Raw genomic sequence first — 23,292 nt, forward strand, 5'->3', positions numbered from 1 at the left:
ATTATGAATTCAATTAGGGGGATTATCATGGGAATCTTAAGCGGCGACCAAAAACAACAACCAATGCATTATGGAGAAGTTTTCTCAGCTTGGACTTTTCTTCAAAGTGCAAATGGAATGATTTCTGGGTACCAAACATTCCAAAATCACGCTGGGGATGGAGATTTAGATAAGCTGTTACAAAATTGCATTGACCAATTACGTACAGAAATCCAAGAGGTTGAAACTTTGTTAAAGGAAAATGGTGTTGCATTACCATCCGCACCACCTGAGCGACCAAAAGCTCAAGTCGAATCAATCCCTGCAGGTGCACGTTTTACCGATCCTGAGATTGCGGCAGCAGTCAGTCGTGATCTTGCACAAGGACTTACTGCTTGTAGTATGGCTATGGGACAATGTACAAGAGAAGATATCGCAATGATGTATGGTCAATTCCATGTTCAAAAAGCACAGCTAGCCGCTTCAACTCTTCGTTTGAATAAAGAAAAAGGCTGGTTGATTGTCCCACCACTTCATCAAGGAACACCGGAACCAGCTTATTCATAACAAAAAGGTGCCTCAAAGGTTTACTAACCTTTTGAGGCACCGCTATTATTTGCCTTTAAACATAATATTCATCGTAAATAATCGACGAGTCATTAAATAGCTAAGAAACATGAAGAGAAACGCTCCACTCCAATAAAAAATGATTTTTGTTGTATCGCTTAATGTATAGGGTACTAGACCTGAAACAATCATCCCTCCTAATAAAGCAAAGCATGTTAATATTCCGAAACGAAAGAATGCTTGTAGTTGTTTAAAAATAAGAAATTCACCATTGTATTCACTATCATTGCGTTCATAAAGCCATTGACTTAGTAAAATTAATATAATTATCGCTAGTGCTGGAATCCACCACGTAGCTAAATCTTGTTCGGTGTAGGGCTTTATCACATATAATGGCCATATTAGAAGTTCAAAGATGTTTGGAGGATGGATGTAGCTTCTAAAGTGAAGGTCAGTAAAGTGATTAATTAAGACAAAAATACCAAACGGAAAAACTATAAAAATAAAGGTCAACGCTATCTGTGAAATCATTTCCCCAGTAATCGTTCCAATAAACAACGCAAAAGTATAAGTTGCAAGGTATCCTAACCACGGAAGTAATACAAAAGAGAGTAAGTTATAACCTTCTAAGTGCGCAGAAAATTCAGAACTACGAATTAACCAAAACGCTATAAAACTAAAAACAAACATGAAAACTGTAATAAAGCCCGCACCGAGCGCCCATTTTGTAAATAACATTGATCTTCTTGAAAAGGGTAGAGCAAACGAAAAATCATGTTTACGTGTATTTCGCTCTGTTCCAATAAATTGAACCGCTAATAATACGATAAAAATAATCGCAAGCATTCCAGGCATGCTCGGTCCAAAAAATTCAGGTACAGAATGTGGCATAAAATAGTCTTGTTTTATAGCTTCGCGCCAATCCTCAATAGCGATAATCGCTCTAATTGGATAATGAAACAAAAGTAATAGACCCACCATGAGAAGCATTATTTTACCTTGCTTCCATTCCTTTTGTAGTAATGCGTTAGCATGCATATTGATCCCCTCCAAGCTTGGCAACAAATAAATCTTCTAAAGTAATTGGCAATTCCTCATAAAAAATGGGGCGTGCCTGCCTTATCATCTCCATCCCTTCTTGTAAATCACCTTCTAATACAAGGATAAATACTTTGCCTGTTTGCTGAAGAATGGTTGTTTTTTCTTGAATGGAACTTGGTAAGCCTGCGGGAAAAACGGCCTGAACTTTCTTATAAGAAACCTTTAAAGAATCTAACGAATAAGATGAGGCCACTTTTCCTTCCTTTATCATTACAATGGAATCTGCTAAATACTCTAATTCATCCAGTCGATGAGATGATATAACAACAGCAACGTTATAGTCTGCGACTGCCTCAACAATAAACTGCAACATCTGTTTTTTTACGATAACGTCCAAACCGTCTGTTGGCTCATCGAGTAAGACGTATTTTGCTCTTGTTGAAAATGCTAAGACTAATGCAAAGAGAGCTTTCATTCCTTTTGAGAATGAGTTAATCTTTCCGTTTTGAGGAAGATTAAACTGTTCAATTAATTGATAAAACAACTCTTGGTCAAATTTTGGATAGATAGCTTTGTACAAGTTGACAATTTCTTTTATCGTATACGTTTTTAGAGCCTCTGATGAATCTGGGACAAAAACGATATCTGCTTTTAATTGAGGGTATTGGTAGATGCTTTTACCATCAAGCTTAACATCACCCGCGCTCGGTTTTAGAATCCCAACCATAAGTCGTAATAACGTCGTTTTACCTGCCCCATTACGGCCTATTAAACCGGTAACTTTACCAGGCTCAATTGAAAAATCAATCTTTTCAATAATCGTTTCGCCATGAATTGTTTTCGTTAATTGATCAATTCTCATCTTTTTGCCCCTCCAATGCTCTATATTCGGCCTCGACCCAAGTTAGAAATTCATTTTTTGTTATCGATGCGTAGTTTGCTTCAATTACTAGTCGCAGAAGCTGCTCTTTAATTAAGTCTCGTTTTCCAGGGTCCACCAATCGGTTAGAAGATTCCGCTATAAATGTCCCTTTTCCCCTCAATGTCATAATCACCCCTTGGCGCTCAAGCTCCTTATACGCTTTACTAACAGTGTTTGGATTTAAAACAATTTGACCCGCAAGTTCACGTACAGAAGGTAATTGTTCTCCTTCCTTTAAAATACCTTTAGCTACAAGTTCCTTGACTTGTTGAACAACTTGTTCATAAAGCGGAAGCTGACTTTTTGCTTGAATTGTTATGAACACGGCTTCACCACCTTACTGTATTATGTACTATATAACATAGTACACTTGGCACAAGATTAGATTATCCATTTTTATCCTAATTGTCAATCTTTTTTCTTTTATAGGGTTTAAAGGATGAAGAAGACGTGTAATTCTAATAATAACGATACAAAATCCATTAGAAGGGGATGTTATTGTGGAAATAAGAGTTGAAAAAGATACGATTGGAGAAATTCATGTGCCAGCTAATAAGTTTTGGGGAGCTCAAACCCAAAGGAGCTTAGAAAACTTCAAAATTGGAAAGGAAAAAATGCCAATTGAAGTCATTGAAGCATTCGCTTATTTAAAAAAAGCCGCAGCCAATGTAAATGGTTCTTTATCTAATTTGGAACAAAAAAAAGTAGAGGCAATTACATATGCAACTAACCGAGTATTGCAGGAAAATTTAAGTGAGCACTTTCCACTAGTTGTTTGGCAAACAGGGAGCGGTACACAATCAAATATGAATGTGAATGAAGTGTTAGCTTATATTGCGAATGACTACTTAAAACAACATGGTATGACCACTATTCAGGTTCATCCAAACGACGATGTCAATCGCTCACAAAGCTCTAATGATACGTTCCCAACAGCGATGCATATTGCTGTTTTGCTCCACGTAGAGAAACATCTCCTTCCGGCACTGAATAAAGTACACAAAACGTTGAAGAAAAAGGAAAATCAATATAAGGACGTTATCAAAATAGGTCGGACTCATCTTCAAGATGCCACTCCATTAACATTTGGGCAGGAAATTAGTGGTTGGGTTCATATGATTGAGCTTTGCACAACGATGATTAAAGATAGTTTAGAACCCGTCCGACAATTGGCCATCGGAGGGACGGCTGTTGGAACGGGCTTAAATGCCCCAGAAGCCTTCGGGGAAAAAGTTGCTCAAGAACTGACAAGATTAACTGGAACCACTATGCATACAGCAGAAAACTATTTTCATGCCTTGACAAGTCACAGTCCACTTGTCCACTTCCATGGGTCTTTAAAAGCATTAGCTGGAGATTTGTTCAAAATCGCGAATGATATTAGATTACTAGCAAGCGGTCCTCGCTCTGGGATTGGAGAATTACGGATTCCTACCAACGAACCTGGTAGTTCTATAATGCCTGGTAAAGTAAATCCAACACAAAGCGAAGCACTTACAATGGTTGCCTCACAAATTTTCGGTAATGATGCAACGATTGGTTTTGCTGCTAGTCAAGGTCACTTCCAATTAAATGTATTTAAACCCGTGATTATTTATAATGTCCTTCAATCGTTACAACTCCTTTCTGATGGTTTAGTGAGTTTTAACGACAACTGTCTTGAAGGACTTGAAGCCATTGAGGAAACGATGACAAAACATCTACATGACTCGTTAATGCTCGTTACAGCGTTAAATCCACATATCGGGTATGAAAAGGCTGCACTAATTGCTAAAACAGCCTACGCTGAAAACACTACATTAAAAGAAGCTGCTGAAAAATTGGGGATTTTATCTGCAGAACAATTTGATACACTTGTAATACCTCAAAATATGATCAGTCCTTTAAAATAAATTAACCTTAAATGGGCGTCGAAAAGGTATTCCATAATCTTTTCGACGCCCCTCTTATATAGACTCATCAAACGTATAGCGAACTACATACTTATCTGTTTTTAACTTTTTGATTTCGACAAGTGGACCAATTTCATAACCGTTGTGCCAGTTGTCTTCAAGTTTTGCTTTTATACATCCAGCTTGAAACTTCGAACGAAATGTTTGCTTATAATAGATCCAGCGCGGCAATTGTTTCATCGTTTTTCCTAACCTTTCTACTAGTTTCCACCTGTTTTTATTGTACGATATTTTTACCAAATCTCAAATTAACATTCAAAAAACAATGACATTCCCCTGCTGAAGATGTTCATCTCCACAGAAGAATGTCATTCTCTCTTTTATCCAATTAAATCTTCCGTTTCTCTTTTTTTTATCTCATCTAACCGTCTGTTTTCATCTCGATCACGAAGCCGATGAGCAATCCTAGCCGCAGCACTAGCAGCAATACTTGATACTAAATCATCTAAGAATGTATGAATTTGTGGTTTTCGTTCATCCAATTCTTTAATAATCCCAACTTTTTGTTTATCTAAATAACCAAACGTCGTTACAGCAATGCTTCCAAATCCAAATACCGATCCTAGGGCAATTGTTTCATCAACTCCAAATAATCCTTCATCTGATTCAACTAGAGATTGAAGTGGTTCAGATAGTTGCTTTTTCTCCGCTAGTTCATCTAATTCAATTCCAACTAGTATAGCATGCTGAATTTCTCGCTTACATAAGACCGCATCCGTACTTTCAATACACTCTTCCATTTGGATACTTGGATAATATGGACGCTGTAAATCAAAAACAATACTTGCGATATCCTTGATTGTTACGCCACGCTCTTCAAGCTTTTTTCGAGCGGCTTGTTCAACAATTTTACACGGAACTGGTTTTTTCATAACTGCCCCCTCCTCACCCTATATTTTACCATAATTTGCGATAGTCGTGCTTTTCTACCTACCTATGTTAAAATAAAGAAACAGTTTGGCTAGAAAGGACTTGAAAAATGGTAAAACGTTATGAAGGTACTTTATCAGATAGGACGATCACTAGTAAACATCTGGGTGAGGACCAAAAACTACTTATTTATACCCCACCAAATTATACTCCACTTTCAACGTATGATTTACTAATTTGCCAGGATGGGAATGACTATTTTCAACTTGGACGTATCCCGCGACAAGTAGAAGAACTGATCGAGGAAGCAGAGATACGTGACGTTATCGTTGTCGGTGTTCCTTATCCTAATGTTAATGAAAGACGAAAACGTTATCACCCAAATGGAGAAAAGGTTGAAGCTTATCTTCGCTTTCTTTGTGATGAACTTGTTCCATATCTAGATGCTACATTTTCGACACATCAGCTCGCTTCAGGTAGAACACTTGCAGGTGACTCGCTAGCCGCTACCGTTTCACTATTTGCTGCAGTAAGGAATCCTGAATTGTTCGGTCAAGTGATGATGCATTCTCCATTCGTAAATGAAACTGTCCTTGATGAGGTTAAACAATGTTCAAAACAAGAAAGCCTGTCCATTTATCATGTTATCGGAAAAGAGGAAACAGCTGTTAAAACAACCGATGGGCACATTCTTGATTTTTTAACTCCTAACCGTGAATTGCAATCGTTAATGGAAAGGATGGCTTTTACTTATACATATGATGAATTTGATGGAAACCATACTTGGACGTATTGGCAAAAAGATTTAAAAAGAGGACTTACAACCTTAATTCCTTATTAGATAGTGGAGGGATTTTTTCGTGATACAAATTAAAAAAGTTGATACAGCAAAACAGCTAGAAGACGCTTATGAAATTCGGAAGCTTGTCTTTGTAGAAGAGCAACAAGTACCGGAAGAAGAAGAGATTGACCAATATGAACAAGAAGCCACTCATTTTGTTGTATATGCTGACAATCAAGTAATTGGTGCCGGAAGAGTACGCTATGTTAACGGATTCGGAAAAATTGAACGCATTTGCCTTGCCAAAACAGCTCGTGGAAAGGGCATCGGTCAAAAATTGATGAACGCCATTGAATCAGAAATTATACGAAATGGGTATACAATGGCAAAATTAAATGCACAGCGTCAAGCTGAAGCTTTTTACACACAGCTTGATTACCAAACGATATCCGAAGAATTTTTAGATGCAGGTATTCCTCATGTTACGATGAAAAAAAAGTTACAATAAAACACTGTACAATGTCTGCTACTAGTTTTAAAAGCCTTACGATGATAACTCATCGTAAGGCTTTTTAGCGTGTGAAGTCAGTACTGCAGCAATGAGCGGGTTATAGTTTAAACTTTTTAACCATTTCCTGTAATTCTTCTGCCATAGATGTCAATGATTTTGAAGCGGATGTAATCTCCTCCATTGACGCAAGTTGTTCTTGTGTAGTTGCTGCTACAGTTTCCGAACTAGTTAAGTTCTCTTGCGCAATAGAAGAAATCTCGTCTGCAGAAGCAGTTACCTCTTGGACACTAGCAGTTATATGTTGCACCGTCGCGGAAACCTCTTCGATTTGAGGGTTCATGTCTTTTGTACTTTTAATAATAAGTGAAAATTTCTCTGCTGTATCCTTAGAAATCGCTACACCCTCTTCAGCGTTACGAGACACCTCATTCATTAGCTGAACCGATTGTTCAGTATCATGCTTAATACTTTCTATTAACTCAGCAATTTGTTTGGTAGACCCTTGTGATTGTTCAGCTAATTTTCGAACTTCGTCTGCAACAACTGCAAAACCCTTTCCATGTTCCCCTGCTCTTGCTGCCTCTATCGCTGCATTTAATGCCAATAAATTCGTTTGGTCAGCAATTGAATGGACTACGCTCAACATTTCACCAATTTCTTGTGAACGATCTGATAAGGTTTGAATGACCCGGTTCGATTCTTTTACAGAATGATGAATAGATTCCATTTGATTAACATTGTCTTCAACTGCTTTCCCGCCATCTTCCGCTTGCTTTGTAGAGTCCTTCGATAGACTAGATACGGATAATGCCCGATCGGAGATTTGTTGAAGTCCTTTTGATATGTCTTGAAGAGCTTTCGTGTTATGCTCAATTCGATTCGTAGAATGCTCTGTTCCACTTGCAATTTGTTGAATAGATTCAGACACATGTTCGGATGCAACCGTTGTTTGATTCGCACTTGCTAATAGTTCTTCCGAAGAAGAGGCAACCTTTTCGACAGAAGAATTGAGATTTGTAATAATCGATCTTAAAGCATGAATCATTGCATTAAAGCTTTGACCTACTTGACCAATTTCATCCTTTGATAGAATATCAATATTTTGTGTTAAATCTCCTTCTTCAATTCGTTTCGCACTTGTAATCAAGCGTTTTAAAGGACGAATGATTGAAGAAATAATAAAGAAAATGATAATCCCTCCGATAATTAATGATGCGGCAATAACAATGATAGTAGTCATAAGAATACTAGATGCTGCATCTTTTAGTTCACTTGAATACATGGTCCCTGCAATCTTCCAGCCAGTGAGCTCATTTGTCACAAAGTCGATTTTCTTCTCACTACCTTCAAACAAATAAGAAAACTGTCCTTCGTTTGAAGCGAATAACTTCGATAACCAATCTCCTGTCGCTTCACTTCCACTTTCACTTTCACTTTCACTTTCACTTGTAGGATGGACTAGAAATTTACCTTGAGCATCAATGATAACAACATAGCCTTCTTCTCCTACTTTAATATCGCTGGTCATTGCTTCGATTTCATCGATTGTTACATCAATACCAATGACTCCTGAACCATCATCTGTCGCTTTTGCAATGGTCACCATCGGAGAATCTGACAAGGCATCAAAATAAGGCTCCGTTATAATACTCTGTCCTTTTTTATTCATTGCAGCTTGATACCATGGGCGATCTCTAGCGTCTAACCCCTCCGGTAAGTCTTGCTTCGGATAAATGAAGATCTCTCCAGTCGTTGTCCCAACATAAATCGCCTTTGTATCTGTATTCATATCAAGATATTGTGTAAATGATTTGTCGAGTTCGGTCGTTTCCTCATAATCCGCTTGGGTGACCGCCTTGCCTAGCACATCCAAATCATTTAATTTCGGACTAAGCATCCGATTTATTTCACGATCTACTTGTTTCACATTATTATGAGCTGAATGTAATATCTCTTCTCCTAACTGCTCCTGTGCTTCATTATAAGATATTAAACCAATTGATATACTAGGAATTATCAAAATAATAGCAAAAGAAACAATTAGCCGGGTCTTAAGTGTCCAATTTTTCATAGTCTTTTTTTCCTCCTGTAAAATTACTATAACATTTTTTAGTATAATATTTTTACCGCTATATTTAAATAAAAATCATCCATAATCGATTGATTTCTTCTATTTACATAATATTATAATTTATTATAGTTATCTGAATAAAATAAAAAAAGTCTGAATAGGATTCCCTACTCAGACACATTTAAAGTTAACTTATATTTCTTTTTCAGCTTCAATCAAATGTTTATTAACAGCTTCTAGCTTACCAGCCATTGTCGTTGCTTTGTCACGTCGATCATCTATACGAATATTCGTTGCCACTCGATTGATTCCGTGTTTAAAAGGTACTTCATGAATTTCTTGAATAACCTCAAATAAAACAGGTAGTTCTCCTTCGATTATGGTACTCATTGGGGTTAGCTGGTATTTCACTTTTCCTTCATACGTTTTGAGAACGCTTTGAATAGCTGCAACATGTTTACTTACACTTGCAGTCTCTGTTCCAATTGGAATAATAGTAATATCAACAATAGCCATCTTTTTCTCCTCCTTCTTTTTCACGATAAGATGATCCGGAAATTCCTTCGCCGCAAGCTTTCGATACGATTCAATCGCTGCAACTAAGTGTAATCGCTCCGGCTCCGTTGTTGTTATGTGGGTTTGGAGCCAGTACGAAATAGATAAAATTAGTTCACGAATCCAGGAAAATCCTATCAGTTTCATTAGTCTTTGCACTATCGGAACGAAAATAACAGACCCGTATGAAGCAACCGCAAGTGCTAAATGAAGCGGTAATGTAAACGACAAAATGATCGTTCCAATAAAAACGCCTAAAAAGTAGATTACAACCATATTAGTTGAACAATGTCGATTGGTAATAGCTGCTTTCTTAATTCGATAAATTCGAGAACGGCTTTTTATGCCACGATCACTAAAAACCTTATGCTCGGCTCCATGATATTGTCGAAGTTGTTTTGGAAAAATAAAATGCGTTCCAAACATCACATAAAAAACGGTATAATACGGCAGACCTCCCCATTCACTGTTCATTAGTTTTGGTACAATAAGCAGGGCAAAATAACCCATCATTAGCCCCTTAAACCATAGTGGCATCGACACAATTACTTGGTTTAGCATCGCAAACAAGCCAGAAGGACTAATCGGCCTTATCCATGTTTTCAATCGACCTTTCTCATGATAACCACATGCTATATACTGCTTTCCGATAAAGAATACACCCGCTTGATAAGAGAGACCCCGGATCACTTCCTTCAGCTCCTTCTGTTCTTCATTGACCATCCTTTGAAATTATCCAATAAGGTACATTGCGTGCATGCTCAAATTCTGGAGTTCTGAAAGTAGCATCTGTCATTGTAAGGGGACTGTGAGCAACCCATGTGTGAAGAAGCTGAACTGAAATATCTTCAAGACTGATATGTCCTTCCCCTTTAATCGTGATTTCAGCCCTACCTCTATTCCCTACTACTGTATTTTCTGCTATTTCATTTGGAAAAGCAAAAATCACACCGTTTTCTATAACCGTTCCTGTGCTTTCATAAACAATTTCAGATGCATGGTATACCTCTAAATGTGCCTCGATAAATTCAGCATTGGTCTGAAGAGTACCACCTTCTATCGCGAATCCTAAATAATCTTCACCATAGATTCCGTCTTCCGGCATGACGGTCCAGTCCCATTCTGAAACGACTTTTAATCCTTCCTTAACAGGATGGGCATCAAGACTAAGTTCAACAAACTCTTTCATCTCTTCATTTGTTACAGTCTCAGTATGATTTAAAAAATAATAGCCTCCGAATACCATCAAACCTACTAGTATTCCTGGTAGTATTAATACAAGTTTATTACTATGAAACATTTTTGCACCTTCTTTTTAATTCTTATAAATATAGTAAGCGAAAACACCAACAAGAGCAAAGCCTTGTTGGTGTTTTTCACTAAATGTTTCTCTTTTTGAATGCACTATGATTAGTTGGACCGATTCCACCGCCTATTTCTAGTGATTCACTAATTGCAGCTGTAATAAAAGTCTTGGCTGTTTCAACAGCTTCTTTTATTTCAACACCCTTTGCAAGCTCAGCCGCAATAGCCGCTGCAAATGTACACCCCGTGCCATGTGTATGTTTTGTGTTAATCCGTTCAGTATGAAGTGTATAAACTGTTGTGCCATCATATAATAGATCAACTGCTGGTCCGACTTGTAAGTGACCGCCTTTTAATACGACATACTTTGGCCCTAGCTTATGCAGTTGCTTAGCAACTTCTTCCATTTCATCAGCTGTTTGAATTTCATCTTTACCTAAAATCTTTGCCGCTTCAGGTAAATTTGGAGTGATTACGGTGGCAATCGGTAACAATTCTTCTAGTAAAGCTTGTGTTGCTTCTTCCTGTAGTAAGGAAGCTCCTCCTTTAGCAACCATCACTGGGTCAACAACAATATTTTTCACATCATATTGCTTTAATTTTTTTGCCACTAAAGAAATAATCTCTGCAGAAAATAGCATACCTGTTTTTACAGCGTCTGCACCAATATCCGAAAGAACGGCATCTAGTTGTGCTTCAATCGCTTCAATTGACTGTGGAAACACTCCATGTACACCTAACGTATTTTGTGCGGTGAGTGCCGTGATTACTGTCATCCCAAACGTATCTAACTCTTGAAATGTTTTTAAATCTGCCTGAATTCCAGCTCCCCCACCACTATCAGATCCTGCAATACTTAACGTCTTGGCGATTGTCATAGCCTTCCTTCCTTTCATTATGTAAATCGTTCAGGTTTAAAGAGATGTAAAGGAACATGGTTAGCCATACCGTCAACTAGGTTAGCGACAGAGACAGCTGTAACCGGACTAAGCAAAATTCCATTTCGGTAATGTCCTGTTGCAAAAATAATATGAGGCGCCTCTTCCAGCTTACCTATTAACGGATAACCGTCCTGTGTTGCAGGTCGCAATCCAGCCCACTTATGAAAGGGAATTCTCTGCTTCAAAAAAGGGAAAATTTGATAATTCCAATTGGTTAATCTCATGATTCCCTTCTCAGTCACATCTGTAGCGAATCCGGCAATATCCTCTGAAGCACCGTTTACAAGTGTTCCATTTCCTTTAGGAACGAGATATCCTTGACTTGTATAAACAATATGCTTCACTCTCCCATGAAGATTGTCGTAGGCACATATCTGTCCTCGAATGGGATAGACCGGTATTCGAATTGAAAATATTTCTTCTAATTCATGTGACCATGCACCTGAAGAAACAATTAGACGCTGCCCAGTAAAGGTTTTCCCGTACTTTGCTTCGAGCTTAATTTCATCTTTCCACTCAATAATTGCAACCTCTTCTAATTCATCTTCTATTAAAACTCCAAGATTACGGCAAGCCTGTTCAAGTGCTTTTACATAGTCTGGTGCAAAAACATGACTTTCTTCAGGATAGTGCATCGCCGCAATAATATCAGTTGAAAGCTCCGGTTCAAATTGATGAAGCTGGTTTGCACTGAGAACCTCTGTCTCCGCCCCCCATTCTCGTTGCCAAGCCTGTCGGGTTTCAAGAGCTAATAAATCAGCTTCGTGATAGACCGCGTGTAAACTTCCACTATTTGTGTACTCAAACTCACATTTTGATAAGGATTTAACTTCTTTCTGCCACGTTGGATATAAACGCAAGCTTGCTAAGCATAGCTGAAAAAAATCATCAGGATCTTCACCAATTTCTGAAAAAGGGGCTAGCATACCAGCTGCAGCACCTGAGGCTTGTCCCCCGCATTTGTTTTTCTCTATTACTGTTACTTGATGACCGCGTTTACCAAGTTCAAATGCACTTGCAAGTCCAATAACCCCGCCACCAAGAATAAGAATTCTCTCTCCCATACTCATTCACTTCCTCTATGTTAGGTCGATATCAACGATGTTAATCCACTACTTGCTGTTGCATATTTCTTTTTTTGAATACGACCTGCTTCATATGACAAGCGACCTGCTTCGATTGCATATTTCATCGCTAACGCCATTTTGACAGGATCCTTTGCTTTTGCAACAGGTGTGTTCATTAATACTCCATCGACCCCTAGCTCCATCGCTTTTACTACATCTTGAGCAGAGCCTAATCCAGCATCGACGATAATTGGAACATTCGATTGTTCAGCAATCAACCCAATATTATAAGGATTTAAGATTCCTAATCCGGTCCCAATTGGTGAACCTCCTGGCATTACAGCTGCTGCACCAGCTTCCTCTAATCGCCTACAAAGAATCGGGTCATCAGATGTATACGGCAAAACAGTAAATCCTTCTTTAACAAGAGCCTCTGTCGCCTTTAACGTTTCAATCGGATCAGGTAATAATGTACGTTCATCTGCACTGATTTCAATTTTTATCCAATCACTCAACCCCGAAGCTTTTGCTAATCTAGCAATCCTAATCGCTTCTTCGGCATTTGTTGCCCCTGATGTATTAGGTAAATACGTAAATTCCTTTCCATCCAAATGCTGTAAAATAGCATCTTCATTCGGTTCATTTAGGTTCACACGCCGGATCGCAAACGTTAAAACTTCTGATCCTGAAGCCTTAATTGCCTCATTTTGAACAAAAGGGTTCGGATATCGTCCAGTCCCGATAAAAAATCGTGATGATAATTCTTTCCCCCCAATAATTAGCTTTTTCCGTTTCATCATTAACCGCCTCCTACAAAATGAACAAGCTCAATTTTCATTCCTGGTTCCACTTCTGTTTGTTCCCATTTATCTCGATCAATAATCTCTCCATTAACTTCCGTAACAACTAAATGCTCTTCTAAATTAAAATGAGCAACTACTTCTGCAAGCGAGTTTGCACTTAGATTATGCTCTTCACCATTTATAACTAAAATCACTTCGTAACCGCCCCTTTATTTGCAAGGATTTTTTTGAATGTTTCACAAACACCTTTTACATCTTTCGCCCCTACAATCTCACTAATCATACAAATTCGTGTTGCCCCGGCTTCTAATACTTGTTCCACGTTATGAAGCTTGATCCCACCTATTGCAACAAATGGGATCTTAATTTCCTCAACAACCTGTTTGATGTAAGCTGTTGTTACTGGGTCCACGACATCCTCTTTACTTTTTGTTTCGAAAATAGGACCGACTCCAATATAATCAGCTCCTCCAGCTTCCGCCTGTCGGGCCTCTTCTATTTTATGTGTAGATATCCCAATAATTTTGTTTGGTCCAACAATCTTTCGTACATCTTCGAGTGGTAAATCATCTTGACCAACATGTACCCCATCTGCATCAACAGCTAATGCAACATCAATATGATCATTCACAATAAAGGTTACATTATATTTTTTTGTTAATTCACGTAATGCTTTTGCTTTTTTTAATACTTCAAGCTTTGTTCCCTTTTTATCACGTAATTGAATAATATCAGATCCACCGAGTATCGCTTCTTCTATTACATCAACTAAATCACGACCAGGGTGAAATTCCTCACCAGTGATAGTATACAGATTAAATTCACGCATGCCGAAAACCCTTTCTCTTTTTAAAATATAAAAACCGCATTCCAACGAACAGAATACGGCTACAATGATAAAGTCATTGGTAGTCGACTTCCCTACGCTGGTTTTAACCAGATCAGGTACGAGGGTAAAAGGAAAACCACCTTTTTCTCAGTCTGCTTTTTGCAAACACCCCTAGCCTTCTACTACTTATAGTGAACTATCTATTATTATGACAGAACGGAGAAGAATTGCAAGAACCTCAATTGTTATACAAGGAGAAAATTGTTTTCGTTTCGAGATCAAGAATTCGTTCATACCGTGCCCCTAACAACAGATATTTTTCATCAGGTGAAAGAAGGAGCGGTACATGTTCCTCTAATTCAATGAGCTTACTTTCAGCATTAGCCTCTATTTTAAACGCCATCAATTCATAACCATCCTCATAGCTAAAATAATCGCCACTATACTTTGGTCGTAAATAATAAAAGATATCGTCCTTTTTTCCATAGGCATGAAAGGGAATCCACCATTGATCTGAATACGTATTTAAAATTGGGATTTCAAGCATATTTAACACGGTCCTATCTTTAAGGTTAAAAAACGTATAGACTGAATATAAATCATAAGCGCTTTCCACACTTACAGCGAAGGACCGTTCATCTGATAATTCTACAAATGCTATCGTGTCCTCTTTCCAGAGCTCCTCCTCCTCTGTATTCAGATTAAAAGTATATAAAGGCGCTTGAAAATTCGGTTCTAATGGATCCCATTTTAAATAGGCAACGGTGTTTTCCGATATCCATTGTACATAAGACTCGCTTATTTCTAACTGTTGTAATTTACGTTCTTCAATATCTACATATAAAACCTCTAATTCCCAATTAGGTAAATAAGCAACAACAATTAATTTGTCTTCTTCAAATGGACTCCAAATCACCGAGTACTCTTCACCAAATCCCTCCACTTTCATCATTGTCTGTCCTTCTTTGTCAGTGAAGATTAATTTCGTTTTATTTTCACTAGTAACAATTTGAATTGCAAAAATAGAATGATTATGATTAGCTGTAACATTAATAATCCAGCCGTCCGTTTTAAAAAAGAGTGTTGATTCTCCTGTAAATAGATCATGGATAAAAAGTGATGATTTCTCGTCTTTCTCATATAAATACAGGACAGACCGTTCATTGAACCACTCACTGATTTCTGGCGCAGTGGAATGTTCGGGTGAAAGCGGAACGATAGATGCCTCCGAAAGAAAAGTAGGGGGGGCGTCACGCTTTGGATGGACATCTAATTGACTTCCCGGAGAAGGATGACTATTCTTCTTTTCATGAATACAGCCTGTACAAAGTACGATTATTAATGCAATGTATATCAACCTCATCATTCCCACTCCCCCCCTTCACTATAATAAATGAATAATAACCGTTAATTCTACAATCTAATCCCCTAAAATGTCATTACATCCTTTTAGAAAACTGAATTCTTTTTAAACAAAAGAACAGTCTTCTTATTAAACGTATTCAATGACAAAATGTTTCACTTTTTAAAAAAATTAAGACGAAAAAAGCAATGGCAAAGCCTACTTCGTTGTAATCATAAAGTGGCTTTACTCATTGCTTAGAGGATAGCTGAATTTGCAACTACCCTACTATTCTTATCCGTAAATAAACCGTGCACCTGCTATTCCAGGGTTTGTCATCTCTTTCGGATCAAGTATCTCATTCAACTCTTCCTCAGACAGTATCCCTCTTTCTAAACAAATTTCACGAACCGACCGTCCAGTTTGAATAGCTTCTTTCGCAATTCTAGACGCAACCTCATAGCCGACATGCGGATTAATAGCAGTAATAATTCCAACACTATGTTCAACCATTTCTTTACATCTCTCAATATTTGCCGTAATTCCTTCAATCGTGTATTTTCTAAATACTTCAAGACCATTTTGAAGGATCGATAGCGACTGAAGTAAGTTAAAGACAAGAACTGGTTCCATAACATTTAATTCAAGTTGTCCTGCTTCAGATGCTAAACTAATCGTTTGATCATTTCCGATAACTTGGAAAGAGATTTGATTAATAACCTCCGCCATAACAGGGTTTACCTTTCCAGGCATGATGGAAGAACCAGGCTGACGTGCTGGTAAGTTAATTTCATTCAAACCTGTTCGTGGTCCAGAACTCATTAATCGTAAATCATTAGCAATTTTCGAAAGATTAATTGCCATAATTTTTAATGCACTTGAGACTTCTGTATAAGCATCCGTATTTTGGGTTGCATCAACTAAGTCATCTGCAGTTTTGAACGGAAAACCTGTTATATCAGCTAAGTATTCAGCAACTTTTTTAATATACTCTGGTTTCGCATTTAATCCAGTCCCTACTGCAGTTGCCCCCATATTGATTTCGTATAAATGATTAACAGATCGCTTGATACGTTCTAAGTCGCGCGAAAGGACACGACGGTATGCACCGAACTCCTGCCCAAGTCTAATGGGAACCGCATCCTGTAAATGTGTTCTTCCCATTTTTAAGACATTATCAAATTCCTTTTCTTTGTCTTGTAAAGCTTTGATTAGCTTAGTTAATGTATCCGTTAACCCGCTAGCTAATCGGAGACTCGCAATATGAATAGCCGTCGGAAAAGCATCATTTGTTGATTGAGCCATATTAACATGAGTATTGGGACTCACTCTCATGTACTCTCCTTTTTCACCGCCAAGAAATTCAATTGCACGATTGGCAATAACTTCGTTTGCATTCATATTAAAAGACGTTCCGGCACCACCCTGAATCGCATCGACAATAAATTGGTCATTTAGTTTTCCATCAATTACTTCTTCTGCAGCCTCGATAATCGCATCAGCAATATTCGTTTGTAAAACCCCCACATCTCGATTCGCCATAGCTGCAGCCTTTTTCACATAACCAAAGGCACGAATCAATTCTGGGTGAGGCGGATATCCGGTAATCGGAAAATTTTCTTTTGCTCGCATCGTTTGAATACCATAATAGGCATCTTTTGGAACATGTTTCTCACCGAGTAAATCACGTTCTATTCGATAGTCTTCCATGTTTGCAGTTCCCCTTCTTTCTGTCATTTCATTATTATGGTTTCCTTTCAAACAAACTATCATGTAAAGAACGAAAAAGGCTTACTATAGTATATGACTACGTAGTAGGACATGTGAGATATTACTGAATTTGTTTAGCAATCCAGGCTCCCCCAATTACTCCTGCATCATTCCCTAACGTAGCAATTTTAAACTCTGCCCCTTCAGCCACTCTTTTAAGAGCAAACTTCTTGAAATGGCGTTCTAATGGATCAAGAATTAAATTCCCTGCCTTAGATACTCCTCCACCAATGACGATTTTATGAGGATTAAATGCATTAGCTAAATTAGCCAAAGCCAAACCTAAATGATAAGCAGTCGTTTCAACAACTTCGTTTGCATATGTATCACCTTTTTCTAAAGAGGCAAAGATATCTTTTGTCGTTAGCTTTCCGTTCTCTTTATAGATTGTAAATAATGCACTTTGAGGATGACTTGATAATTGTTCCATAGCTAGACGAACCATCCCTGTTGCCGAAGCGATCGTTTCTAAGCAACCAGTCTTTCCGCAATTACATGGAGCCCCACCTTCTGGAACGGACGTAATATGCCCAACTTCTCCAGCCATTCCATTAATACCATGTAAAATTTGCCCATTTGCGATGATTCCGCCTCCAACACCAGTTCCAAGAGTGATGCAGAGTAAATTCTTTGCTCCATCACCAGCACCTCGCCACATTTCACCTAGCGCGGCAATATTTGCATCATTATCAAGCTTTACTGGAAGACCTGTTTCTTTTTCGAGAATTTCCTTTAATGCAAAGTTCTTCCAGCCTATATTTACAGCTTCATACACGAAGCCTGTATCCATCTCAATAAACGCGGGTGCACCAAGTCCAATAGCACCAAGCATTTGCCTTGATTCACCTAGATTCTGAAGCTTTTCATTAATTGCCTTTGCGATGTCCGAAGTGATGTTTATGCCACCATTTTCGGTATTCGTCGGAATTTCCCACTTGTCAACAATATCCCCGTTATTCGTAACAAAAGCCATCTTAATTGTCGTTCCACCAATATCAACACCTACTAACCACTTGTTTTCCATAACCCACACCCTCTACATTTGTCCTTGCCGTTCTTTTCGCAAAATGAGTATCGCTTGTTGGAACACATTTGTTTCAATCATTTTCCAACTGTGTAATTCCCGCAGCTCTTCCTCTATCAATTCTAAATCAAGCTGCCTGTCACCTGTATAAATGATCGTTCCGTGTTTTTTTAGTAACTGCAAAACCTCATAAAATGTGTTCAACCTACTCACCTCACCTCTATTATAACAGCTTTAGGATCGTTACGAAAAGTAGCCAAATAAGAGGTGTAAACGCATGATAAGGGTAACGCCATAAAGTGGCCCTTACTTGTTGCTGAATGTACATTCCGACAAACAGAGCTAGAAAAAATATAGCTGCTGCAAACAACGTGAAAAATGCACGCCAATCTAAGATTCCCCATTCAAATCCCATAAGCAAAAACAGGCAGCCAAGAATAGCAAGGACAATTTTATCATCACGATGAAAAAAACCAAATGTGGGGTGGAACCTTGAGATCGCTGCTACAATTAGCAATAATGCTAGGATAGAAAGCATAATTTCAATAAAACGGAACCCAAACCATCCACTTAAAAACATTCCTAAAATCATTCCAATATAAGCCAAAAACATGAAAAAAATACCGACTAACATGATTTGAAACGGGCGAGGAGGAATACGAGGTGCAGCAAGTAAGCCCCCAACCGTCATACCAACTGTAAACACAAACAACAGAATAATCATGATCGACCACATAACATCAACCCCTTTGTCATGCTTGTTTTCTATAACGTATGTGGACACCATGTAATTAAGGACAATAATTTGCTTTAAATACCTCAAGAATGTTGCAGTTGTTTCAGATTGCTCGCTCAACGATGAGAGCGGTTACGTAAACCGCATAGAGGCCCCTAAAAAGGTAAAACCTTTTTAAGGGCCTCGTCAAGTTAATGTTTCTAAATCCTAACTCGAATCCACCTACCGGTCAGGGTCCTGAGGATGAACTGATGAGGGACGTTTTGATTTTAGTGGCATCGGTGCACGGATTAAAATATCGCGAAAGGCACGTGCATCAAATGGTATAAACGGCCACATATATGGTGTTTCAAATACTTTAATTCGAACAAGTAAAATTAACCAAACAGCAATACTAATAATAAAGCCGACCAAACCGAAAAAAGCAGTACTCAATAGAAATATAACACGAACCAATCGATTTGCTAGCCCCATTTCATAACTTGGTGTAGCAAAAGAGCCGACTGCTGCAATCGCAAGATAAAGGACGACCTCCGGTGAAAATAGGCCAACGTTTATTGCTACATCACCAATTAACAACGCCGATACGAGACCGAGTGCTGTCGCTAGCGCATTTGGTGTATGGATCGCAGCCATTCTTAGCATCTCTATCCCAATTTCAGCAATGATAAATTGCGAAATTAAAGGGACGCTCCCTTTTTCACGTTCACCGAGATAAGATAATGCTTCTGGTACGTACGTATCATTTGTCGCTAATAAATACCATAGCGGAAGTAAAAATAGCGAGGCAAACACAGCAACAAACCTAACAAATCGTAGCGCTGCGCCAACAATCGGCTTTTGGCGATATTCCTCTGCATGCTGAAGATGATGCCAAAATGTTGTTGGAGCAATTATAACACTTGGTGAGCCATCAACAATAATAATGATATGGCCCTCAAATAGATGACTTGACGCTACATCAGGTCGTTCTGTATACCTTACCATCGGATATGGATTATAATGATGACCAAAAACATATTCTTCAATTGTTTTATCAGCCATTGGCAGACCATCGGTATCGATTCTCTCCAACGCTTTACGGATATGATTAACATAAGCTGGATCGGCGATGTCCTCAATATATGTGATTGCCAAATCTGTTTTAGAACGTCTTCCTACATTAACAAACTCTACTCTTGTCGTACGATCACGGACTCTGCGACGGATTAATGCTGCATTCATGACGATAGTTTCCACAAAACCATCTTTTGAACCGCGAATAACTTGTTCTGTATCAGGCTCTTCTGGACCTCGCACAGGATATTCACGAGTGTCCAATAAAATGATCGAATCAACGCCTTCAACTACTAATGCAGTTGGTCCCGCTAGAACTTGATCAACAACAGCGTCCAAATCCCTTTCAGTTGCAATCTCTACATATGGAATTTTTGATTTAATTAATGTGTCAAGAGGCTCTTGATCTAGCTCCTCGTCCGTTAAAGAGGCAAATTGCCTTTGAATTTGCGTAAGAGCTTGATCCTTGCCAAAGCCATCAACTAAAAACAATCCCATTCTACGTCCGCCATGCTTTAATTCAAGAAATATTAAATCAAAGCTTTTATCAACACCTAATTCTTTCTTTAAAAAAGCCACATTCTCATTAAAGCTTTTCGATACTTTATGTTTTATCTTCTCTTTACTCACTCATATTCACCCCCCGCCTATCTGTCATTATTTACTTTAGGGAAGAATCCCATGCATAAATGAACATCATATTTAATAAATCGATTACATATACATGTGGCATAACGTTTGTCCAATGGAGGGACTTCGATGCGGAAAAACATTTATATTACTGCATTTTTAGCTTTATCATTTGCCGTCGGTTTATTATTAACGAACACATTAAAATCAGAACCTTTAAAGGAAGCGTTAACCTTTTTCCCTTTGGATCCAAACGCATCCTTTGATGTAGCCTTTTCCTTAATTGAACTTCAATCAATGGAGGACGACGATGAATACATTCTTAGATGGGGGACCGAATCAAAGTTAAATCAAAAAGCATACTTAAGACAGGATGTTTCATTATTATTTGAGGATGGCAACCTAAAGGATACTCTTTCATTTTGGAAGGAAGATACTGATACTATTAAACAAAAGAAACTGGTAGAAGGTGAGGACAGTGGTCATTACAAGGTTGTAACCTTTCATCATGCTGAATTGCACTATCCAAATGATATAATTAAAAGTGCACAAACGTTAAGTTTTGATGAATTATATGTAATTGACTCACCCTTAAGCCCTCTACGCGCGTTCCGGACTCCTGAAACTGATGAAGATAAGGAAAGTAAACGAATTCTTGATCATATTTTAGAGCAGCAACAAAAACATGATTGGGACGACCTATTTGCTTATTATAATATTCCTGAAGATAAGTATTTACGAGTCCCACTTACTCAGCTTGACCGTTTTAAAGATAAACCTATACCTGGGCTCAATCAAGAAGAGACCGCGAAATTTCTCGGCGGCCTCTGGGAAGGGATCTATAAAAATTATGTGCTGAGTATTCAGAAAAAGGACGGATCTATTGTAAGCCCAATCGGAACAACGACTCCGCTCATATTAATACCAGAAAATCCAGACCATTTTATTATTATCTTTCGTACAGCAGATGGTGAACCGATTCAGCTATTACAAACAATTAGCTATTGAGCTTCAATCCGCTCTTTTACCTCTTTATATGATTCTTCATCAGGATTAAGCTCAACTGCTTTGGATATGGAGGCTAATGCCTCCTCTTCTTCACCAAATTCCAAGAAGACGAGCGAAAGATTATAATAGGCTTCATGAAAGGTTGGCCGAAGCTCAATCGTTTTCAATAAAAGCTGCTTAGCTTCTTCATAATTTTCAAGACTAGCCTCAGCATAAGCGAGCAAAAAATACGCTTCAGGTAATTCCGTACCATGATCAACGACCTTTTTTAAGTACGGGTACGCCTTCCTAATCTCTTCCTGCTGTAAGTACTCTTGCCCGATTTTCAAAGCCATTAATTCTGATACAGCTTTATTATCATTGGTTAAACCAAAGATAAATAATGATCCCCCAATTAAACACGTTAAAGCGAACGCAATAAATTGGCGAGAATTCTTACGATGTTTTGGCAAATGGACAAAAGCAGATGCTAAAAAGCCAGCGACTAAACCTCCTAAATGAGCTCCGTTATCAATCATCGGAATAGCAAATCCTATCATTAAGTTTAAAACTAAAATAACAATAAGGTTTTTTCCCATTGTCCGGAAAAACAATTTTTTATGAACGGTTCCAAAGTATAATAGCGCGCCAAAACAACCAAAAATCGCCCCAGAGGCACCGGCTGCGACCTGTTCATTAAAAGCAAAACTTGCAATCGAGCCAAACAGTCCTGCAATCGAATAAATGACTATAAATCGCCAAGTACCATAAATTCGTTCTACCGCAGCCCCTAAATAAAAAAGGGCAAGAGAATTCATAAAAAGATGAAGGAAGCCAATATGTAAAAACATAGATGAAAAAAAGCGCCACCACTCCCCCTCTAAGATAAGAGGGTTATATTTTGCTCCGAATTCAATAAGTGTCAATATTGAAGTACTCCCTCCATTCCTCTCTAGGAGAAGGTACATCATAACAATGGCAGCTAAAAGTACATAGGTAGCAAAAGGCTTTCCATACAGAAATAAGGACCGCTCATACTGATGTTGTTGTTCCACTCTTTGTTTGATTCTATGTTGAATTGCCAATATATCGAGTTCTACTTTTTCTAAGAGAAGCTCATTAAGAAATCGTGGTATTTGTAAAGATGATAGCCTTTGTGAAATCATTTCCTCCTTAGAATGTTGATTTTGGAGAAGCAACGTTGTATGCACTCTTGTCTTTTGACGCTTACCAACAGTCATCGTATCTTGAAGATGCTCCCAAGAATCAACTGGGGGCCATAGCGTTACATATATATTTTCACCTTCGATTGAACCTACACGTAGATGTCTTCTTATTAATTCGAACTTTTTAACAGAATCGACAATATCTCTTTTTAACCAGTTTGCCCAATCAATATCCGCTCGTACTAAACGAATAATTTTACGAGGTTTCGTGTTCTCTTCCTCTAACCAAACTTCTCTCCCCTTTAACTCTAAAACACGACATTCTCGTTCAAATACGAAATAATGAACAAGCTGCCAAAAGTAATGGTCATGTCGTAATGTGTCCAT

At 38.2% G+C, this 23,292-nt stretch carries 25 protein-coding genes, 1 pseudogene and 1 riboswitch; of the genes and pseudogenes, 5 read left to right on the top strand and 21 right to left on the bottom strand.

All coding sequences use genetic code 11. From position 1 onward, the window contains the following. Window positions 1-27 precede the first annotated feature (27 nt). Window positions 28-546, top strand: a complete 519-nt coding sequence (locus B1R93_RS02695) for a DUF3231 family protein (RefSeq protein WP_088102440.1) — start codon at window positions 28-30, stop codon at window positions 544-546. A gap of 45 nt (window positions 547-591) precedes the next feature. Here the strand turns inward: B1R93_RS02695 and B1R93_RS02700 are convergent, their stop codons facing one another. Genes B1R93_RS02700 through B1R93_RS02710 form a run of 3 tightly spaced genes read right to left on the bottom strand, consistent with a single transcriptional unit; the run spans window position 592 to window position 2,834 of the window. Then, entirely contained in the window at window positions 592-1,584 is a 993-nt protein-coding gene (locus B1R93_RS02700) for an ABC transporter permease (protein WP_088102441.1), read from the bottom strand. Further along, window positions 1,574-2,449: an ABC transporter ATP-binding protein gene (locus tag B1R93_RS02705; protein WP_088102442.1), complete on the bottom strand. Its 876-nt coding sequence runs from the start codon at window positions 2,447-2,449 to the stop codon at window positions 1,574-1,576. Before B1R93_RS02705 ends, B1R93_RS02700 begins: the two co-directional genes overlap by 11 nt. Beyond that, entirely contained in the window at window positions 2,439-2,834 is a 396-nt protein-coding gene (locus tag B1R93_RS02710) for a GntR family transcriptional regulator (RefSeq protein WP_088102443.1), read from the bottom strand. The genes B1R93_RS02705 and B1R93_RS02710 overlap by 11 nt, the downstream gene beginning before the upstream one ends. Window positions 2,835-3,009: 175 nt before the next feature. On the opposite strand from B1R93_RS02710, the gene fumC reads away from it, so the two are divergent. Beyond that, on the top strand, window positions 3,010-4,401 hold the full coding sequence (gene fumC, locus B1R93_RS02715; RefSeq protein ID WP_207634110.1) for a class II fumarate hydratase: 1,392 nt from the start codon (window positions 3,010-3,012) through the stop codon (window positions 4,399-4,401). 54 nt (window positions 4,402-4,455) lie between these two features. Here fumC and B1R93_RS02720 read toward each other — a convergent pair whose 3' ends face one another. Further along, window positions 4,456-4,641, bottom strand: coding sequence for a hypothetical protein (locus B1R93_RS02720; protein ID WP_088102445.1), 186 nt, complete (start codon window positions 4,639-4,641; stop codon window positions 4,456-4,458). A 140-nt stretch (window positions 4,642-4,781) separates the two neighbouring features. Beyond that, window positions 4,782-5,333, bottom strand: a complete 552-nt coding sequence (locus B1R93_RS02725; RefSeq protein ID WP_088102446.1) for a phosphatidylglycerophosphatase A family protein — start codon at window positions 5,331-5,333, stop codon at window positions 4,782-4,784. 107 nt (window positions 5,334-5,440) lie between these two features. On the opposite strand from B1R93_RS02725, the gene B1R93_RS02730 reads away from it, so the two are divergent. Then, the gene (locus tag B1R93_RS02730) at window positions 5,441-6,172 is read left to right on the top strand and encodes an esterase family protein (RefSeq protein ID WP_088102447.1); all 732 of its coding nucleotides are present in this window, start codon (window positions 5,441-5,443) and stop codon (window positions 6,170-6,172) included. A gap of 19 nt (window positions 6,173-6,191) precedes the next feature. Then, window positions 6,192-6,620 carry a GNAT family N-acetyltransferase gene (locus B1R93_RS02735; RefSeq protein ID WP_342587494.1) on the top strand — a complete coding sequence of 143 codons (429 nt, stop codon included), beginning with the start codon at window positions 6,192-6,194 and terminating at the stop codon, window positions 6,618-6,620. Between the two features lie 100 nt (window positions 6,621-6,720). Here B1R93_RS02735 and B1R93_RS02740 read toward each other — a convergent pair whose 3' ends face one another. The 15 genes and pseudogenes from B1R93_RS02740 to B1R93_RS02805 all read right to left on the bottom strand — a co-directional run bounded on the left by B1R93_RS02740 (window position 6,721) and on the right by B1R93_RS02805 (window position 20,752). After that, the gene (locus tag B1R93_RS02740; RefSeq protein ID WP_088102448.1) at window positions 6,721-8,694 is read right to left on the bottom strand and encodes a methyl-accepting chemotaxis protein; all 1,974 of its coding nucleotides are present in this window, start codon (window positions 8,692-8,694) and stop codon (window positions 6,721-6,723) included. A 192-nt stretch (window positions 8,695-8,886) separates the two neighbouring features. Next, on the bottom strand, window positions 8,887-9,210 hold the full coding sequence (locus B1R93_RS23760; RefSeq protein ID WP_342587514.1) for an MTH1187 family thiamine-binding protein: 324 nt from the start codon (window positions 9,208-9,210) through the stop codon (window positions 8,887-8,889). A 66-nt stretch (window positions 9,211-9,276) separates the two neighbouring features. Next, window positions 9,277-9,972: pseudogene (locus tag B1R93_RS23765) on the bottom strand (DUF1385 domain-containing protein); the annotation flags it as partial. Beyond that, window positions 9,962-10,549: a hypothetical protein gene (locus tag B1R93_RS02750; RefSeq protein WP_088102450.1), complete on the bottom strand. Its 588-nt coding sequence runs from the start codon at window positions 10,547-10,549 to the stop codon at window positions 9,962-9,964. The gene B1R93_RS02750 and the pseudogene B1R93_RS23765, both read right to left, overlap by 11 nt. Before the next feature lie 79 nt (window positions 10,550-10,628). Beyond that, a complete protein-coding gene (gene thiD, locus B1R93_RS02755; protein ID WP_088102451.1) occupies window positions 10,629-11,432 on the bottom strand; it encodes a bifunctional hydroxymethylpyrimidine kinase/phosphomethylpyrimidine kinase in 804 nt (267 codons plus the stop codon). 17 nt (window positions 11,433-11,449) lie between these two features. Continuing rightward, window positions 11,450-12,559 (bottom strand): glycine oxidase ThiO, encoded by a 1,110-nt coding sequence (thiO, locus tag B1R93_RS02760; protein ID WP_088102452.1) that lies wholly within the window; start codon window positions 12,557-12,559, stop codon window positions 11,450-11,452. A gap of 20 nt (window positions 12,560-12,579) precedes the next feature. Further along, a complete protein-coding gene (locus tag B1R93_RS02765; RefSeq protein ID WP_088103381.1) occupies window positions 12,580-13,359 on the bottom strand; it encodes a thiazole synthase in 780 nt (259 codons plus the stop codon). A gap of 2 nt (window positions 13,360-13,361) precedes the next feature. Continuing rightward, window positions 13,362-13,559 carry a sulfur carrier protein ThiS gene (gene thiS, locus B1R93_RS02770; RefSeq protein WP_088102453.1) on the bottom strand — a complete coding sequence of 66 codons (198 nt, stop codon included), beginning with the start codon at window positions 13,557-13,559 and terminating at the stop codon, window positions 13,362-13,364. Further along, window positions 13,556-14,194 carry a thiamine phosphate synthase gene (gene thiE, locus B1R93_RS02775; RefSeq protein ID WP_088102454.1) on the bottom strand — a complete coding sequence of 213 codons (639 nt, stop codon included), beginning with the start codon at window positions 14,192-14,194 and terminating at the stop codon, window positions 13,556-13,558. Before thiE ends, thiS begins: the two co-directional genes overlap by 4 nt. 72 nt (window positions 14,195-14,266) lie before the next feature. Continuing rightward, window positions 14,267-14,377, bottom strand: a riboswitch (TPP riboswitch). Window positions 14,378-14,432: 55 nt separating this feature from the next. Then, a complete protein-coding gene (locus tag B1R93_RS02780; RefSeq protein ID WP_088102455.1) occupies window positions 14,433-15,560 on the bottom strand; it encodes a YqgU-like beta propeller domain-containing protein in 1,128 nt (375 codons plus the stop codon). Window positions 15,561-15,830: 270 nt separating this feature from the next. Continuing rightward, entirely contained in the window at window positions 15,831-17,246 is a 1,416-nt protein-coding gene (aspA, locus tag B1R93_RS02785) for an aspartate ammonia-lyase (protein ID WP_088102456.1), read from the bottom strand. Between the two features lie 121 nt (window positions 17,247-17,367). Next, window positions 17,368-18,330 carry an ROK family glucokinase gene (locus B1R93_RS02790; protein WP_088102457.1) on the bottom strand — a complete coding sequence of 321 codons (963 nt, stop codon included), beginning with the start codon at window positions 18,328-18,330 and terminating at the stop codon, window positions 17,368-17,370. 12 nt (window positions 18,331-18,342) lie between these two features. Further along, the gene (locus B1R93_RS02795; RefSeq protein WP_088102458.1) at window positions 18,343-18,534 is read right to left on the bottom strand and encodes a YqgQ family protein; all 192 of its coding nucleotides are present in this window, start codon (window positions 18,532-18,534) and stop codon (window positions 18,343-18,345) included. A gap of 19 nt (window positions 18,535-18,553) precedes the next feature. Continuing rightward, window positions 18,554-19,066: a hypothetical protein gene (locus B1R93_RS02800; RefSeq protein ID WP_088102459.1), complete on the bottom strand. Its 513-nt coding sequence runs from the start codon at window positions 19,064-19,066 to the stop codon at window positions 18,554-18,556. A 222-nt stretch (window positions 19,067-19,288) separates the two neighbouring features. Beyond that, complete coding sequence (locus tag B1R93_RS02805) at window positions 19,289-20,752, bottom strand: spore germination protein (RefSeq protein WP_088102460.1); 1,464 nt, start codon at window positions 20,750-20,752, stop codon at window positions 19,289-19,291. A gap of 129 nt (window positions 20,753-20,881) precedes the next feature. Between B1R93_RS02805 and B1R93_RS02810 the strand changes: the two genes are divergently transcribed. Continuing rightward, window positions 20,882-21,760, top strand: a complete 879-nt coding sequence (locus tag B1R93_RS02810) for a hypothetical protein (RefSeq protein WP_207634111.1) — start codon at window positions 20,882-20,884, stop codon at window positions 21,758-21,760. On the opposite strand, the gene B1R93_RS02815 is transcribed toward B1R93_RS02810, so the two are convergent. Beyond that, the gene (locus tag B1R93_RS02815; RefSeq protein WP_088103382.1) at window positions 21,754-23,292 is read right to left on the bottom strand and encodes a rhomboid family intramembrane serine protease; all 1,539 of its coding nucleotides are present in this window, start codon (window positions 23,290-23,292) and stop codon (window positions 21,754-21,756) included. The genes B1R93_RS02810 and B1R93_RS02815 overlap by 7 nt on opposite strands.

It is taken from the genome of Halalkalibacter urbisdiaboli (assembly GCF_002156385.1).
GTDB classification, from domain to species: domain Bacteria; phylum Bacillota; class Bacilli; order Bacillales; family Bacillaceae_D; genus Halalkalibacter_A; species Halalkalibacter_A urbisdiaboli.